General features: G+C 64.6%; 13 protein-coding genes. 3 read left to right on the top strand and 10 right to left on the bottom strand.

Features of this window, described 5'->3' with window-relative positions; genetic code table 11:
• Positions 1-71 precede the first annotated feature (71 nt).
• Entirely contained in the window at positions 72-1,634 is a 1,563-nt protein-coding gene (locus tag F4U94_RS13555; RefSeq protein ID WP_120251104.1) for an amino acid permease, read from the bottom strand.
• A gap of 169 nt (positions 1,635-1,803) precedes the next feature.
• Between F4U94_RS13555 and pgeF the strand changes: the two genes are divergently transcribed.
• Positions 1,804-2,568, top strand: a complete 765-nt coding sequence (gene pgeF, locus F4U94_RS13550) for a peptidoglycan editing factor PgeF (RefSeq protein WP_120252209.1) — start codon at positions 1,804-1,806, stop codon at positions 2,566-2,568.
• A gap of 89 nt (positions 2,569-2,657) precedes the next feature.
• On the opposite strand, the gene F4U94_RS13545 is transcribed toward pgeF, so the two are convergent.
• From F4U94_RS13545 to F4U94_RS13520, 6 genes are read right to left on the bottom strand one after another with little or no spacing between them, the layout of a single operon-like run.
• Entirely contained in the window at positions 2,658-3,536 is an 879-nt protein-coding gene (locus F4U94_RS13545) for an RDD family protein (protein ID WP_120251105.1), read from the bottom strand.
• Positions 3,520-4,554 carry a stage II sporulation protein M gene (locus tag F4U94_RS13540; RefSeq protein ID WP_120251106.1) on the bottom strand — a complete coding sequence of 345 codons (1,035 nt, stop codon included), beginning with the start codon at positions 4,552-4,554 and terminating at the stop codon, positions 3,520-3,522. The genes F4U94_RS13545 and F4U94_RS13540 overlap by 17 nt, the downstream gene beginning before the upstream one ends.
• Positions 4,551-5,855, bottom strand: a complete 1,305-nt coding sequence (locus F4U94_RS13535; protein ID WP_120251107.1) for a DUF58 domain-containing protein — start codon at positions 5,853-5,855, stop codon at positions 4,551-4,553. Before F4U94_RS13535 ends, F4U94_RS13540 begins: the two co-directional genes overlap by 4 nt.
• A gap of 10 nt (positions 5,856-5,865) precedes the next feature.
• On the bottom strand, positions 5,866-6,822 hold the full coding sequence (locus tag F4U94_RS13530; RefSeq protein WP_120251108.1) for an AAA family ATPase: 957 nt from the start codon (positions 6,820-6,822) through the stop codon (positions 5,866-5,868).
• On the bottom strand, positions 6,822-8,060 hold the full coding sequence (locus tag F4U94_RS13525; protein ID WP_120251109.1) for a DUF4350 domain-containing protein: 1,239 nt from the start codon (positions 8,058-8,060) through the stop codon (positions 6,822-6,824). Before F4U94_RS13525 ends, F4U94_RS13530 begins: the two co-directional genes overlap by 1 nt.
• Positions 8,057-8,752, bottom strand: coding sequence for a DUF4129 domain-containing protein (locus tag F4U94_RS13520; RefSeq protein WP_120252210.1), 696 nt, complete (start codon positions 8,750-8,752; stop codon positions 8,057-8,059). The genes F4U94_RS13525 and F4U94_RS13520 overlap by 4 nt, the downstream gene beginning before the upstream one ends.
• A gap of 126 nt (positions 8,753-8,878) precedes the next feature.
• Here F4U94_RS13520 and F4U94_RS13515 point away from each other — a divergent pair, with 126 nt between their 5' ends.
• Complete coding sequence (locus tag F4U94_RS13515; protein WP_120251110.1) at positions 8,879-9,673, top strand: hypothetical protein; 795 nt, start codon at positions 8,879-8,881, stop codon at positions 9,671-9,673.
• 114 nt (positions 9,674-9,787) lie between these two features.
• Here F4U94_RS13515 and F4U94_RS13510 read toward each other — a convergent pair whose 3' ends face one another.
• A complete protein-coding gene (locus F4U94_RS13510) occupies positions 9,788-10,882 on the bottom strand; it encodes an SDR family oxidoreductase (protein WP_120251111.1) in 1,095 nt (364 codons plus the stop codon).
• Positions 10,883-10,982: 100 nt separating this feature from the next.
• Between F4U94_RS13510 and F4U94_RS13505 the strand changes: the two genes are divergently transcribed.
• Positions 10,983-11,381 carry a winged helix-turn-helix transcriptional regulator gene (locus F4U94_RS13505; RefSeq protein WP_120251112.1) on the top strand — a complete coding sequence of 133 codons (399 nt, stop codon included), beginning with the start codon at positions 10,983-10,985 and terminating at the stop codon, positions 11,379-11,381.
• Between the two features lie 260 nt (positions 11,382-11,641).
• Here the strand turns inward: F4U94_RS13505 and F4U94_RS13500 are convergent, their stop codons facing one another.
• Both F4U94_RS13500 and F4U94_RS13495 read right to left on the bottom strand, forming a co-directional pair.
• Entirely contained in the window at positions 11,642-12,709 is a 1,068-nt protein-coding gene (locus F4U94_RS13500) for a tyrosine-protein phosphatase (RefSeq protein WP_120251113.1), read from the bottom strand.
• An 82-nt stretch (positions 12,710-12,791) separates the two neighbouring features.
• Positions 12,792-15,263 carry a TonB-dependent receptor gene (locus F4U94_RS13495; protein ID WP_150411932.1) on the bottom strand — a complete coding sequence of 824 codons (2,472 nt, stop codon included), beginning with the start codon at positions 15,261-15,263 and terminating at the stop codon, positions 12,792-12,794.
• Positions 15,264-15,781 lie beyond the last annotated feature (518 nt).

The raw sequence follows: 15,781 nt of genomic DNA, 5'->3' as shown, positions 1-15,781 counted from the left end.
TGAGAAGGTGATCCCACCCCTATTAAGGCAAAGAAAAAGGGGCGGTTTCCCGCCCCTTTTCTGTGTCCGGATCAGGCGTCCTTGCCGCCCGGCGTCGGCGCGCCCGGCAGCGGCGGCACCGGCTGCGGCGGGATGTCGCTGTCGCCCTCGGCAACGTCCACCACGCCACGACCGACATGGCTGCGGCTGCGGCTGTAGCCGAAATAGACCAGCAGGCCCAAGGTCGCCCAGCCGACAAACATCAGCTTGGTTTCGATGCCCAGGCTCCAGAAGAGATAGACGCAGCCGGCAATGGCGATCGGCGCCGTCACCATGATCGCAGGGGTGCGGAACGGGCGGGCGCGGTTGGGATCGGTCTTGCGCAGCTGCATCACCGCGATCGACACGGCGGCGAAGGCGAAGAGCGTGCCGGAGTTGGAGATGTCCGCCAGGATGCCGACCGGGAAGAAGGCGGCGAACAGCGCGACGAAGATACCGGTCAGGATGGTGATGACATGCGGCGTCTTGTAGGTCGGGTGGACCTTCGAGAAGACGGCCGGCAGCAGGCCGTCGCGGCTCATGACGAAGAAGATGCGGGTCTGGCCGAACATCATCATCAAGATGACCGAAGGCAGCGCAAGGCCGGCGGCGAGGCCGAGCAGGTTGCCGATCTGGGGCCAGCCGATTTCACGCAGGGTCCAGGCCAGCGCTTCCTTCGAGCAGGTGACGGCTTCGGTGCCGGCAGCGGCAAGCGCGGCGCATTGCTGCGACAGGGCGGCGGAGCCGGGGGCCAGCACTTCGCCGGCCGGGCCAGCGACCGGCTGCGCACCGACGGTGCCGATGACGCCGGCGGCGACGAGCATGTAGAAGATGGTGCAGATGCCGAGCGAACCGATCAGGCCGATCGGCATGTTACGCTGCGGATTCTTGGTTTCTTCAGCGGCGGTGGAGACGGCGTCGAAGCCGACATAGGCGAAGAAGATGGAGGCGGCAGCGGCCGAGATGCCCGAAAAGCCGAGCGGGGCGAAGGGGGTGAACTTGTCCATGTTGATGACCGGCAAAGCCAGCACGATGAACAGGGTCAGCGCGGCGACCTTGATCGCGACCAGCACGGCGTTGACGGTCGCGCTTTCCTTCGTACCGATGACCAGCAGCCAGGTGACGAGCGACGCGATCAGCATCGCGGGCAGGTTGACCATGCCACCATCGAACGGCCCGCGCGTCAGCAGATCGGGAATGTCGAGGTGGAATGTATGTTCGATCAGGCCGACCACATAGCCGGACCAGCCGACCGACACGGCGCCGGCGGCGACCGCATATTCCAGGATCAGCGCCCAGCCGACCATCCAGGCGATCAGTTCGCCCATGACGGCATAGCTATAGGTGTAGGCGGAACCGGAAACAGGCACCATCGCCGCCATTTCGGCGTAACAGAGCGCCGCTACGGCACAGACGAAACCGGCGATGACGAAGGAGAGCATCATGCCGGGGCCGGCCTTCTGCGCGGCCTCCGCCGTCAGCACGAAGATGCCGGTGCCGATGACGGCGCCGATGCCCAGCATCGTCAGCTGGAATGCGCCCAGCGACCGATGCAGCGATTTCTTCTCGGCCGTCGCCAAAATGGCGTCGAGAGGCTTTACGCGCCCGAAAATCATGAATGATGCCCTTTTGTCTTCATTGTTTTGCCGGGCGGCTTTGCACCCGCTCCATTGGCTATGACGCGAGACTATCGCCTAATCCGCCACGCGCAAGTATGTTGCGTTCGCGCGACATTCCCGTGCAGTAGTGGAACGGACTGACATGGGACTGACAGGAGCCTTGCCGATGATCGAATTGCTGCGCGCCAAGGCACTGGAAAGCATGCCCCATGGCTTTGCCGGGCGGCGCGGCGGCGTGTCCACGGGCATTCATGCGGGGCTGAATGTCGGGCTGGGGTCGGCGGACGAGCGGGAAGCGGTATTGCGCAACCGCGATCTGGCGCGCGACGCGTTGCTGCCCGGTGCGACTTTGGTGACGGTGCATCAGGTCCATTCGCCCGACGTGGCGACGGTGACGGGCGGGATCGCGGAGGGCGACCGGCCGTCCACCGACGCGATGGTGACCGACCGGCCGGGGCTGGTGCTGGGCATATTGACCGCCGATTGCGTGCCCGTGCTGTTTGCAGATGCACAGGCCGGCGTCGTCGGCGCGGCGCATGCCGGATGGAAGGGCGCGATCGGCGGCGTGACCGACCGGACGATCGCGGCGATGGTGGTCCTGGGCGCCGATCCTGCCCGAATCGCTTGCGCCATCGGGCCGTGCATCGGGCGACTGTCCTATGAGGTGGGGAACGATTTCGCCGCACATTTTGCCCAGGCGGACGAGGCTAACGAACGTTTCTTCACGCCGGGTGGACGGCCGGGCCATTGCCAGTTCGATATCGCGGCCTATGTCGCGGCGCGGCTGGCCAGTGCCGGGATCGGGCGGATCGCGATGCTGGACGAGGATACCTATAGCCAGCCAGACCGATTCTACAGCTATCGCCGGTCCTGCCACGCACAAGAAAGCGATTATGGGCGGCAGATTTCGATGATCGCACTGCCGGGATAATCAAGCATCCGTTCGTTTCGAACGTAGTGGAGAAACGATCGCGCAGCGCTGGACGCTTCTCGACACGCTCGAACCGAACGGACATGGGGTTAGCGCCGCCCCGCGCTCGCATGCTTGTCCTCGCGGCGACGGCCGACCAGCATGCCGCGCTCCAGCCGGGCGCACAGGGCCGCATAATAGTCCGAGAGGAAGGCGTAATCGTCGCCATCGTCGGGCAGGCCCGCCTTGCGCCGGATGGTCGCGGCGACGGTGACGATCGCATCATCCTGTCCATTGCGCAGGACATTTTCCAGCGTTTGCAGTTCGTAGATGCCGTAAAGGTCGAGCGCGGCATCGGTGAAGACGCGGTGCGGCCGCTGGGCGCGGGTGGCGACCAGATCCTCGCCCAGCTTGGCGCGGACGGTGTTCACGACCCAGGTGCCCGCCAGCAGATCCCCCACCCGCAGCCGGTCGCGGTTGAAGAGCGGGAAGAAGAGGAAGATGCCGGTCCAGCACAGCGCGAAGAGGGTGAGGAAGCCGTCCGCCGCGCCATCCGCCGCCTGCATGCCAAGGAAGGAGAGCGGCAGGAAAATCTCGATCTCACGCAGCGCGTTGCGGGCGATCACCGCGCCGCCGGTCAGGCGCCCGCCATCGCGCGCGACGACGCGCAGGCCCAGCAGTCGCTTGCCCGGCGTGGCGCCGCGCCCGCCCATTTCGAACAGGATGAACCAGCCGTTGCGCAGCATGAAGGCGCCGATCAGCCAGAGGATCATGAAGATTTCGGCCTGCGCCTTGGCAATGCCGAGCAGGCCGATCGCGACGGTGGTGAGGATGAGGCTGATGAAGAGGATGAGGATATCGAGAATGAAGGCCGACGCCCGCGTCCCCGCGCTCGCCAGTTCGAGGCGCAGGTCTACGCCTTCGGGCGTGACGAAGCTGCGCCGCAGCGAGGCGGGCGCTTTGCGCTCCCGCTTACGCCGCCAAGGCATCGCGATCCTCCCGCCGGCGGGGTAGATAATAATAAGTGAGCCAGCCGGCGAGCGCGGCAAGGCCGATGCCGTAGCGCATCGCATCCTGCTGGATCGTCTGGCGCCCGATCCCTTCGAGCAGGCCCGCGACCAGCAGCATCAGCACCACGCCGGCCATGGCGATGGCGGCGCTGCGCCCGGCGATGACGGCGGCCTCGGTGCGTTCGTAGCGGCCGGGGAAGGCGACGGCGGTGCCGATCTTCATGCCCGCAGCCCCAGCCAGGATGATGGCGAACATTTCGGTCGAACCATGGATGGTGAGCCAGCCGAGGAAATTGAGGCCCAGCCCCTTGCTGGCGAAGAGACACAGCATCGCGCCCAGCGTCAGGCCGTTATAGAGGAGGAGGAGCACGGTCGGCACGGTGAAGGCGAAGCCGAGCGCGAAGGCGAAGATCGCGACCTGGCTGTTATGGGTGAAGAGATAGGCGGCGAAGGTGGCAAGGCCCCCGCCCTCCTGCGAGCCGTAGATGGTGGCGCGCAGCGTATCCGCGCTGGCGGCGGGATCGCGTCCGCTGGCCATCGCGTCGGGGATGATGCTGTAATACCAGCTGGCGTCGGCCGCCACGAGCCACCAGCCGGCGATGACGCCCACCAACGTCAGGACGAGGCAGGCCAATGTTTCGCGCCATAGCCCCTGTACCGCGAGCGGCCAGTCCCGCGCAAAGAAGCGGCCAAGCTGGCGCAGGGCCGTGTCGGGCACGCCGTAGAGCTGGAAATAGGCGCGGGTGCAGAGCTGCTCCAGATAGGTGATGAGCGCCCGGTCGAGCGAAGTTTCGCGCGCCACCGACAAAGAGGAGAGCGCCGAGCGATAGAGCAGGGGTAGCGCGAGAATTTCATCCTCCGACAGCACGCGGACCGAGCGTTTTTCCATGCGGGTGACAAGCTGGTCGAGCCGGTCCCATTCCGCTTCATGAGCGGTGCGGAAGCGGCTGGCGTTCACCAGTGGCGGGGCGGCAGAGCCTTGGACGAGAGCGCTCACAGCAGGTTCCTCCGCTTGAGATCGACATAGCCCTGGACCAGCCGGTCGGCGACGCGATCATGCTCGGCCTCTATCACATGGGCGCCCAGGTGGCGCAGACGGGTCAGCACGGTCAGCCGGTCGCGCAGCAGCGCGGCGGCGGTGACGGCGCGGGTGACATCGTCGGCGCTGGCGGGGCGGCGGTCGAGAATGGATTCCAGTTCCTCGTCGCGCAGCACCACGACCAGCAGCAGATGCGTTTCCACCAGCCGGCTGGCGGCGCGGACCAGAAATTCGGCGGAGGTGAGATCGGTGAACTCGGTGAACAGTACGATCATCGAACGGCGGGTCAGCCGGGTCGCGAGCGTGGTGAGGGCGTGGGTATAATTGCTTTCATCGCCACTATAATCGATCTGTGCGGCGAGCCGCTGGAGTTCGCCGAAGGCGGCCGCGCCGGACACGAGGCCGCTGGCGATGCGCGGGCGCGAATCGAAGGCGTGGAGCGCGACCCGGTCGCCCAGCTTCAAAGCGACCCAGGCGGTCAGCAGCATCGCCGAGACGACCCGGTCGAGCCGGGGGAGGCCCGCGACCGGCTCGCTCATCTGGCGACCGGCGTCGATCGCGAAGACGATCTGGTTGTTGCGTTCGGAGCGGAATTCCTTGGCATGCAGCTTGGAATGACGGGCGGATTGCTTCCAGTCGATCGCGCGCCGGTCCATGCCGGAGCGGAATTCGACCAGTGCGTCGAAATCGGCGCCGTCGCCGCGATCGACCTGCGCCATCAGGCCGGCAAGGGCGTGTCGCTGGAAAATCTGCGCGCCGCGATCATGGACCGGGCGGATGTCGGGCAGGATCGCCATGGTCGCGTCGAGCGGCAGGATACGCTGTTTCCAGACGAGGCCGAGCGCCCCCTTCCAGCGGAGCCAGCCACGGGCCACCCGCGCCGTGCCGCGCCGGGTGGTTTGCAGGGGGATGGCGGCGGCGCCCTTCCCGTCCGTCAGATCGATCCACAGGCCATCCTCATCCTGTGCCAGCAACGGGCCGATATCGAGCAGCAATTGCGCGCGCGGCGTGCCGGGGATGGCGATCGTCGCTTTGCCCTCCACGCTCGCGCCGACGCTGGCGGTTTTGGGAAGGGTGAGGTGCAATCGCGCCTGCCCCGGCCCTGCCCCGCCCAGCGCATCGGCCAGACAGGCCAGCAGCACCGCGACCGGCCAGGCGAGCGCGGCATACCAGCGGCCCGGCAGCATCAGCGCGACGAGCAAGGTCGCGGGCACGCCGGCCGCCGCGCAGAAGATGGCGGTGCGGGTGGGGTAGATCATCGCAGCGCGCTCAGCGCGGCGCCTCGATCGTGTCGATGATGCCGGTCACGACATCTTCGATCCGGCGGCCGTCGATTTCGGCGGCAGGCGAGAGGATCAGGCGGTGTCGCAGCAAGGCAGGTGCAAGCGCCTTGACGTCGTCGGGTATGACGAAGTCGCGACCATCGAGCGCGGCGCGGGCGCGGGCGGCACCGGCCAGCATCGCGCCGGCGCGGGGGGAGGCACCGCTTTCCAGATCGGCGACGTCGCGGGTGCCGCGAATGAGGGCGAGAATATAGTCGATCACTTCATCGACCAGGCGAACCTCGTTCACGACACCGATCGCCTCCGCGATGCGGGCGGCGTCGGCGACGGGAGTGACGCCCCATGTTTCCGGCGTCATCGCATGGGTGCGCGCGCCATGGGTGGCGACGATCCGCCGTTCCTCGGCCGCGCTGGGATAATCGACGCTCTGTTTGAAGAGGAAGCGGTCGAGTTGCGCTTCGGGCAAGGGATAGACGCCCTGCTGCTCGATCGGATTCTGGGTCGCGACGACCATGAACCGGTCGCTCAAGGCCAGGCTTTCGCCGTCGATGGTGACGGTGCGTTCCTGCATCGCCTCCAGCAAAGCCGCCTGCGTCTTGGGCGGGGTGCGGTTGATTTCGTCGGCCAGCAGCAATTCGGTGAAGATCGGCCCGCGCGTCAGGGTGAACTGGCTGGTCTGAAAATTGAACAGATTGGCGCCGATGATGTCGCCGGGCATCAGGTCGGGCGTGAACTGGATACGGCCGAAATCCAGGCCGAGCGCGCGGGCGAAGCTGTGCGCGATCAGGGTCTTGGCGGTGCCCGGCGGTCCTTCCAGCAGGATATGGCCGCCCGAAAAGAGCGCGACGAGCATGAGGTCGACCGTTGCCTCCTGCCCCACGACCGCGCGGGCCACCTCCTGCCGGATCGCCTGACCAAGCGCCTGTACGTCGGTCACATTCATCAGCTCTTGTCCTTCTGCCAATCATGGAGTGCCTGCGCGGCATCGCGCAGGCTGTGCCGGTCGCTTGCCGCATCCGCCGCCTGCGCGAGATCGGTGAAGCGGTGCGCCCCTTTCAAACTGTCGAGATACTGGTCGAGCGCCTGATCGCGCAGCCGTGCCGGTGCACCGAAGGCACGAGCGGCGCGCTCGCGGATGACGGCGGCATAGCGACCGCCGAGGCGCGATTCGCGGCCGGCCTTGCGGATCAGCAGCGCGCTGTTATCGACCAGCGCCGTCTTGCCGAAGGCGACGGCGCGGGCGCGGGCGCGCGCCGGGCCGAAGCGGCCGAACGCGTGGAAGCCGGCGAGCAGCAGGGTCGCGACAACCGCCAGCGTCATCGCCAGGAAAGGCGGTTCGAACAGCAATTTCAACGGGCTGCGCGAATGGCCGAGGCCGTTCATCGACACGTCGAACGCGATGCCGTCTGCGTCCGTGCTGTTCAGCCAGTCGAGCAGGGCGAGCGCGGACCGGGCCTGACCCAGATCCTTCATGCCGCGATTATTGAGCAGATCTGGATCGGCCAGGACATAGAGCGGCCCTTCCCCCACCTGCGCCAGCAGGATGCCACCGCGCCCGTCCGTCAACATCGGGTGCAGATCACGCCACCGGTCCTGCTGCTGGTCGTTATCGGGGTCGATGCCGGTGATGACCTGCACCGGGCGCGGGGTCCAGAAGCGGCCGGGCGCGCCATGGGACTCCAATAGGCCGCCGCCGCTCTTGCCTTGCCGCATGGTGAAGCGGATGCCCGGCGCCAGCACGCCGATCGATTCATCGAGCGGGAGCAGCCCCTGATAGCGCGCCCAGCCGGCATGATCCTCATCGGGCACGGTGCGCCATTTGGGCAGGACGAACAAGGTCGGCCTGGTCGCGCGCTGAATCAGCGCCTGGCTGATGTCGGTCGCGCCGGTTTCGGGCGTCAGGATCAGCAGATCCTCCGTCTCGAAATCATGGGCGTTGCGGACGATGCGGGGGTTGCGGCCGGTTGCCTCCGCCAGCTTCACCAGCGCGGCATAGCCGGTGACGGCGTTGGACAGGGCATGCGCCCCGCCATTGCGGCCCGATCGCAGATCCGGGGCATAGGCGCCCAGCACCAGCATGCCGACGAAACCGGCGATGCCGATCGCCAGCATCAGGGCGACGGTACGCCCCCGGAACAGGCCGGCGTCGCTGGTCTGGCGGATGATGGCGATGTCGCTCACGCCGCCCAGCTCCGCGTCTGCGCGAAGTCGGCATAGGCGTGGCGACAGCGATCCCATTCCGCCGCATCTATCGGGCGGCCGCCGAACAGGCTGCGCTCGACCGCCTGCGCGATTTCGGTGAAGAGGCGGCGGGGGGCGGACGGGATGCCGTCCGCGTGGGCGAGGTCGCGGCTGGTGAGAGCGGGGCGGACGATATGCGGCCGGCGGCGGGCCATATCCTCGACGCTGCGCAGCAGGAGATGATGCACCGCTTCGGCATAGCGCCCCTGCCCTGCCAGCGCATCCGCCTCCTCCAGCCAGGCGCGGGCCGGGGCGGCGTCGGGCGTCCAGTCTTCTTCATCGGCATCGACCGACCGGGCGGTGCGACGGCGGCGCCATTGCGGCAGGCGCCATTCGCCATGACGGACCCGATCCACCACGATCCAGAGGATCAGCAACGCCAGCACGGCGATGATGGTCCACAGGAAGATGCGGGCATAAGGCGCGTCTGGCATGAAGCTGCCGATCCAGCGCAGGAAGCGGCCAACCGGCGCCAGCACCTCTTCCAGCCATTCGCCCAGTGCCTTGAGCCAGGCGGGCGGCGGCTGGCGGCCGGGCGCTGGCATCATGTCGAACTGGATATCGCCACCGGACCGCAGCGCGCGATGCGCCGCAGCCAGTTTGTCGTCGGATAGCGAATCTGGTCCGGCCATTGCTGCCACCCCCATCGGCCTGCGACCCTAGCGACTGATGACGGCGGCGCAAGTCATTCAAAGGATGACAAAGTCCGACAGATGGGACAGCATGGCAGCGGGTTTATAAACGGGGGGAGTATCGGGATGGCGACACAGGCGATGGCGGATGAGGGGCGGTCCTTTTCCGTCGGGACGGTCCTGGGGCGGGCATTCGGCACGCTGGGCAGCAATCCGGTCGCGACCTTCGGCATCGCCTTTCTGTTCGGGGCGGTGCCGCAGGCGATCTACAGCTATTTCATCGGGGCTTCGCTGGCGGTGGCCGATCGCGGCAGCACACTTGCGGTGATCGCCGTGTCGATCGCGTCCTTCATCATCTTCCTGCTGCTCTCGATGCTGGTGCAGGGCGCGCTGGTCCGCGCGACGCTGGCCCATGCGAAGGGGGAGAAGGCGAGCCTTGGCGCGTGCATCGGCACCGGCCTGTCGAACGCGGTGCCGCTGATCGGGCTGACTTTGTTGCTGGTCCTGGGCTTCATGGCCGGCTTCATGCTGCTGCTGGTGCCGGGCATCATGCTGTTCATCATGTGGTCGGTCGCCGCGCCCGCGCTGGTGGCGGAGGATAGCGGCGTCTTCGCCGCGTTCGGGCGCAGCCGGTACCTGACCAAGGGCGCGCGCTGGCGGATATTCGGGTTTCAGATTCTGCTGCTGATCCTGCTGTGGCTGTTGTCGGGCCTGCTGGGCGTCGTGATGATCACCGGCGGGATGATGCCGGTCGTCAATAATGGCGCGATGCAGTTTTCGCCGGCCTATCTGGCGCTGTCGGCCGTCACCAACACGATCTTCATCGCCTTCTGGAGCGTGGCGCAGGCCAGCCTCTACACGTCGCTGCGCAACTGGAAGGATGGCCCGGCGTCGCGCGATCTGGCGGATATCTTCGCCTGAGGCGGCATGGCGTGCCAGCGCCGACGCGCTGGCCGCCCCTCAAACCGATACCCGGCCAAGGCCATTATCCTCATGTTGACGCGAGCGACGCTTCCGATGCCCGCGCATGGGAAGTCAGCTCGGCCGAACGGATCGCGCCTCTTTTCCGGGGATGATGCGGTCCGCCTCTAGCGTGTCGAACAGCCGGAAGAAGGCGTCCTGGGTCGGCTCGAAATCACCAAACCCCAGACGACGGCTTTTCGCCATGTCTGTAAGGCATTCGATCGGCCGGCCCAAATCGGCATCGGTGTGCCACGGAGAGGCCAGCCGGCCGAGATCCGCCTCCACAAGACCTTCGCGCGCGGCGATGGTCCGCCAGATCGCGGCATCGTCCGCCATTTGCTCCTCCAGCGTCAGTACAGAGCCGTCGAATGGGGCCGGCTCGATGCCGAACCATTGGGCGATCTGCGCCCACATCCACTTCCAGCGGAAAACGTCGCCATTGACGATGTTGAACGCCTGGTTCGCCGCCGCTGGCGTCTCCAGCGCCCACAGCATCTGGCGGGCAAGCATCGTGGCATCCGTCATGTCGGTAAGCCCATCCCATTGCGCCAAGGAGCCAGGGAACCGGAACGGCCGGCCCGTCTCGCGGCAGATCGTCGCGTAGACGGCAAGGGTCGTTCCCATGTTCATCGCATTGCCCACCGCCTTGCCGATCACAGTGTGCGGCCGGTGGACGCTCCAGGTGAAGCCGTCGCGCGCGGCTGCGGCGAACAGCTCGTCCTCCTGAGCATAATAGAAGTTGGGAACGTCGAGCCGGCCTTGCTCTTCACGGAAGGGCGTCTGTGGCAGGACGCCTTTGCCATAGGCCTCGAACGGCCCGAGATAGTGTTTGAGGCCCGTCACGAGCGCGACATGCTTGGGCGGATGGCCCGACGCGCGCAAGCCATCGAGCAGGTTGCGCACCAGCGCCGAGTTGACGCGGATATTCTCCGCTTCCGTCGGCTGGCGCAGCCAGGTGGTGATGAACACCGCGTCTGCCCGCACGTCGGCCAGCGCCGCGGTCGTCGCCGACAGATGCTGAAGGTCCGCTGCGATCGGCAGGACACCGTCTTGCTCGACCGGGCGACGGGCAATCCCATGCACCGTCCAACCGCGTTTCGTAAGGTGCGCGGCTGTGGCGCTGCCGATGATACCGCTCGCGCCAGCCACCAGTGCCGTCTTCGTCATGATCCTGCCTTCCGTCGAATGTCCTGCATTCCAGCTAGGGCTCCGGGCCGACATGCGCTAGACGGCACCAAATTGGGTCATAGGAACCATGAGGTAACCAGTGGAACGGCTTTCGGACGATCATGAGTGGCGCGAGGATTGCGCGCCCCGCCGCATCCTGGAGATATTCCATACGAAATGGACGAGCATGATCCTGCACGTCCTGCATTCCCGCCATGGCGGCGGCGCGCGTACCGGCGTTCTGCACCGCAGCCTCCCCGGCGTGTCGAAGAAGATGCTGACGCAGACGCTGCGCGAGATGGAGGGGAGCGGCCTCGTCACCCGCCATGTCGAAGGGACGATCCCGCCCGCCGTCGAATATCGCCTGACCCCGCTCGGCACGCGCTTCATCGAGCCGATCGAACTGCTCTATGGCTGGAGCCGGGAGAATGCGGATGCCCTCGACCAGCTCGTCGGCAGGGCCACGTCGCGGCGGCAGGGCAAGGCGGTCACCGGCTGATCCCTCAGCCTGCCGTGGCGGACGCGTGCTCGCTCGCCACGGGGTTGATAGCCAGAAGGCATCGAGTTTCCATCCATCATATGCGCCGAGCGCCGGGCCGAATCCGGCATCGCGCCGTCCGTCGACAGCAGGGACGACAGCAGCGATGACGGAATGCCACGTCTGTTTTTAGGCCATCATCGGGACATTTTTCTCCACCCGCTTTGGCGCGTCAAAAGCACGTTCAATGCACGTCCGGGCACAAGGCCCGCTACATGCTTTTACTGTGAATAAATCCGACGCAGATTTGCGATGTCGACTTTGTTCAGGCCGATTTCCTTTTCGAGATAGCCATCGACGGATCCCCAGCGCTTGTCGATCTCATCGAAGGCCGACGCCAGGAAGGGGGTTCCATCCGCTTCCTTCAAAGGCTGGGCTACATTGCCGCGCGGGTCGTTCTGAAATTTGGCGAACAGCGCTGCGGCCGGATCGTTGGGATGGGCCTCCAGGTTGATCTTGGGCATTTCATTGCCAGGCTGCCGATATTGGGTCGACAGATGATAGTCCTGAAGGATGATATCGCGCGGCGTGCCCAGTGCGCTCAGGATCATGGCGGTAACAAAGCCGGTACGATCCTGCCCGGCCGAGCAGTTATAGGCGATCGCGCCTTTGTTGGCGAGCAGGTCGCCGAAGATGATCCGCAACTGGGGCGCCAGGAATTTGGGGAAGTTGCGATAGATGGTGCCGCCATTCTTGATTTCGGTGCTGCCTGCCGCGGGCTTCATCATCGCGCCCATGGAATAGCCGACCGCCATATAGGGGACGCCATCGATCCGGGTTGGGGCCAGAACCCGTTCCTCGCTGGATCGCAGGTCGACCATCTGGCTGAGTTTCAGCCCCTGTACCTGCTGCACGTCCGCATCGGTCAGCATGGCCGACGCGCCCGAACGATAGATGAGGCCCCAACGCACATGCTTGCCGCCAGCGGCCGGATAGCCGCCGATGTCACGGAAGTTGGACCCGCGCTCCAGCGGAAGCAGGCGTTCGGCCACCGTTACGACCTGCTTGCTCTTGACGTCGCGCAGCAGGAAATAGCGGCGCTCCGTCCCGGCTGCGGTCAGGGCATAGTGACCATCCTTGTCGCTGCCGGACAATAGTTTCGCCTGAGCGATGGTGGCGGCTGGATTGTCCGTCACGAACACATCCACAGGATCGCTGTCCGTCCATTCGACCGACAGGGCAGTGGCCGATTGACGGTCCACATGGGCGGCCGCGATCGTGCCGGCCATGGCCGACGGGCTGGCAAGCACCGTCGTCACGGTGACGAACAGGGTCGATAATTTCATCATGGCATCATCTTCCTTTGACGCATCGTAACGGAGAACGGGCGCCGTTCCGGTCGGAAGGCGCCCGCTAGTCCGTGCACGATGGTTAGAACTTCATGTTCAGTTCGCCGTCGAAGGTGCGCGCTTCGTTGAAGAAGCCGGCAACGCCGGTGGTTGCGGCTGCGGACTTGAGGAACACATGTTCTTCGTTGAACAGATTGCGCGCCCAGGCGGAGACGGTCATTTTCGCGCCGCTGTTGCCCAGTGCGATGTCGGCCACGGCGATGCGACCGTTGAAGACCAGGCCGGCTTCCCCCTTGGGTTGCTTGTACGTCACCACGCCGGTCAAGGCATTGAAGCCAGGATCGGTATAGGCGCCATAATAGCCGCTGTCATAATTGCCATCGATATGGAAGCGCAGCGTATAGTCGTTGAGCGGCACTTCATAGTCGATCGCGCCGCTGGCCGAATGCTCCGGCGTATAGACCTGGTAGATGGGCACCGGGAATTTGCTGGCCTGTCCGTTATTGCCCGCAACCGGGAAGGGGTTGAGCGCGTCGGGTATCTTGACGCTGTTATAGGCGTAGCTGGCCGACAGGGTCAGGCCGTTGACGGGCGCGAGGGTGAATTCCGCCTCGACCCCCTTCAGCTTGCCCTTGCCCGTGTCGTTGACGGTGTTGGTCGTGGTGCGGGTCGTGACGACGCGAACGCCGTTAACGACATCTTCGTACAGGCCGCTGAAGTCCAGCTGGATATTCTTGTAGGTGCCGGTGTAGGCCGCGATGTTGAAGCGGGCGCGGTGATCCCAGAATTCCGTCTTCGCGCCGATTTCGAACATCGACACGGTTTCGGGGTTGAAGGGCTTGTAATTGGTCGCGCGCGAATTGGCGCCGCCCGATTTGTAGCCGGTGCTCCACTTGCCATAGACATGGACGTCGTCCGTCACGTCGAAGGCAAGGTTGACCATCGGATCGACCCGCGACCAGTGCGCGTCCAGAGCGATCGGCCCTTGCACGTTGACGCCGTTGACCGGCAGGATCGGCGCGACATTGTTGACGATGGTCAGCGCACCGACCTTCTTGTCGCGGGTCCAGCGCAGGCCGCCGGTCAGGTGCACGATGTCATTGGCGAAGGATGGCGTATAGGTCGCCTGGCCATAGGCACCGATGCTGGTGGTGGTGACGTGGCTGGCGCGGTCGATGTTACGGGTGGCCGGATCGATGTTCAGCATGCCATAGGCGCTACCCGCCGCATTCAGGAAATAGTTGGTGTTATAGGCCTGCGCGTTGTCCGACACCTTTTCGCGATAATAGAGCGCGCCGACGGCATATTTGAATTGATCGCCGAAATCGCCGATCGCTTGAAGTTCCTGGCTGATCTGGTTCTGCTTGAAATAAGCGAGGCTGTAGCGGCCAAAGGCGAAGCCGGGATAGTTGGTGACGAAACCGGTGCCCGCCGTCGTCACGGTCGAAGGCAGGTTGAACGCGCCGGTCGGGTTTGCCGCCGTGATCGGCTGCTGCATCGACGTGGCGACAGAGGCGTTGTCGAACTGGCTCTGGGTCAGCTTGCGATAGGAGGAGATGGACTTGAGCATCAGCGAGTCCGCCGCCTGCCATTCCAGGTTCAGCCGAACGCCGGTCGATTTGCCGATGCTGGGCTGCTCGATCGTGCCGACCACGGCTTCCTTCGCGCGATGCGGCTGGAGCTTGGCGGCGGCGGCCAGCTTGTTGGTGCCGGCCGATATCTGCTGCTGATACAGGGTGGTCGATGCGTCGTAGGAGGTGTCCGCGGCCAGATCGACGGTGAAGTCCGAAGAGGGCTTCCACATGATTTCGCCGTGCACACCGCGCTTGGTGTAGCCGTTGAAGTCCGACTGGCTCTTGAGCGGATTTTTGACCGTGCCGTCGCGGTGGCTGACCACGCCGTCCAGCTTGATGGAGATATTGTTGAATTCGGGCAGGTCGATATGGGTTTCAGCCTTGTAGCTGCCGAAATTGCCGGCGCCGAAGGTGGTGTTCATCTTGAACTGACCGCTGGGACGCTTGGTTACGATATTGACCGCGCCACCTTCCGTATTGCGGCCGAACAGCGTGCCCTGGGGCCCTTTGAGCACTTCGATATTCTCGATGTCATACAGCGCTGCGCCCAGACCCTGCGGGCGGCCCATATAGACGCCGTCGATATAGACGCCGACGCCTTGGTCGCGTGCCGGCTGGTTGCTGTCGGACAGTACGCCCACGCCGCGCACGTTGACGATCAGCGCGCCGGGACGGGAGAAGAAGGGGGCGACACGCAGCGAGGGGATAGCGCCGTCGCCCAGATCGGTCAGCGACTGGACATGGCGGTTCACCAGATCGTCGCTGCGCATCACCGAAATGGAGATCGGCGTCGTCTGCAGGCTCTGCGGACGCTTTTCTGCGGTGACGACGATCTCGTCCAGCTGCCCGGCGCTTGCATCGGCTTCGGCAACGTCACCTTCCGCGGCATATGCGGGGGCAGCAGCAACCGCCAAAAATAGAGCGGCAAATGCCGTAGCGGTCGGCATGCGCCGAATGCCGCGCGTGTGATTGAAAAGCATGATTGGACCCCGATTGATGTTTGCGAGGTTACCCAATGGTGCTGATCAATGTCTTTATTGTTACAATTTCCACCATGTTTAATATTTACATTATTGCTGCATTTTTGTTTCGTTTTTACGTCTTTTTTATTATCAAAATATACTTAATAGAAAGTAGGCGCCATTTTTGGCCATAAGCCAACCATGTTCAGCTTTCGAATATTGCTTGAAATAAAACAGACTATTTTCGATAACTGAGTACAATTGAAAATATGTTATTCCGCAATTGGAAATTGGAAATGGAATAACGAATGGCAATAACCGGATCTTAGCGTCGACATTGCATCTAAGCGCGTAAATTCACACTTGGCCCCAATCCCAGCCAAGACGGCGTGCATTCTGCCGAGCGGTATTGGTAGGATGTCGATCTTCAGCGAACGCCGTAGCTTTAGGTCGTAGGGCACATGGCGACGGACGCACTACCACTCCCGCACGAAGGCGCATGCCCTTTGGTCGCAAACCGGTGTTGGAACCGCAAC

Origin of the sequence: Sphingobium limneticum, from assembly GCF_008710155.1 — a bacterium.
Classification (GTDB): domain Bacteria; phylum Pseudomonadota; class Alphaproteobacteria; order Sphingomonadales; family Sphingomonadaceae; genus Sphingobium; species Sphingobium limneticum.
The sequence above is the reverse complement of the archived record's forward strand: the minus strand, read 5'-3'. Positions and strand labels throughout refer to the sequence as shown.

Excerpts from the sequence above, each read along its gene's own strand:
- F4U94_RS13555 (WP_120251104.1), bottom strand. The coding sequence starts at position 1,634 with ATGATTTTCGGGCGCGTAAAGCCTCTCGACGCCATTTTGGCGACGGCC.
- pgeF (WP_120252209.1), top strand. The coding sequence starts at position 1,804 with ATGATCGAATTGCTGCGCGCCAAGGCACTGGAAAGCATGCCCCATGGC.
- F4U94_RS13545 (WP_120251105.1), bottom strand. The coding sequence starts at position 3,536 with ATGCCTTGGCGGCGTAAGCGGGAGCGCAAAGCGCCCGCCTCGCTGCGG.
- F4U94_RS13535 (WP_120251107.1), bottom strand. The coding sequence starts at position 5,855 with ATGATCTACCCCACCCGCACCGCCATCTTCTGCGCGGCGGCCGGCGTG.
- F4U94_RS13530 (WP_120251108.1), bottom strand. The coding sequence starts at position 6,822 with ATGAATGTGACCGACGTACAGGCGCTTGGTCAGGCGATCCGGCAGGAG.
- F4U94_RS13520 (WP_120252210.1), bottom strand. The coding sequence starts at position 8,752 with ATGGCCGGACCAGATTCGCTATCCGACGACAAACTGGCTGCGGCGCAT.
- F4U94_RS13515 (WP_120251110.1), top strand. The coding sequence starts at position 8,879 with ATGGCGACACAGGCGATGGCGGATGAGGGGCGGTCCTTTTCCGTCGGG.
- F4U94_RS13510 (WP_120251111.1), bottom strand. The coding sequence starts at position 10,882 with ATGACGAAGACGGCACTGGTGGCTGGCGCGAGCGGTATCATCGGCAGC.
- F4U94_RS13500 (WP_120251113.1), bottom strand. The coding sequence starts at position 12,709 with ATGATGAAATTATCGACCCTGTTCGTCACCGTGACGACGGTGCTTGCC.
- F4U94_RS13495 (WP_150411932.1), bottom strand. The coding sequence starts at position 15,263 with ATGCTTTTCAATCACACGCGCGGCATTCGGCGCATGCCGACCGCTACG.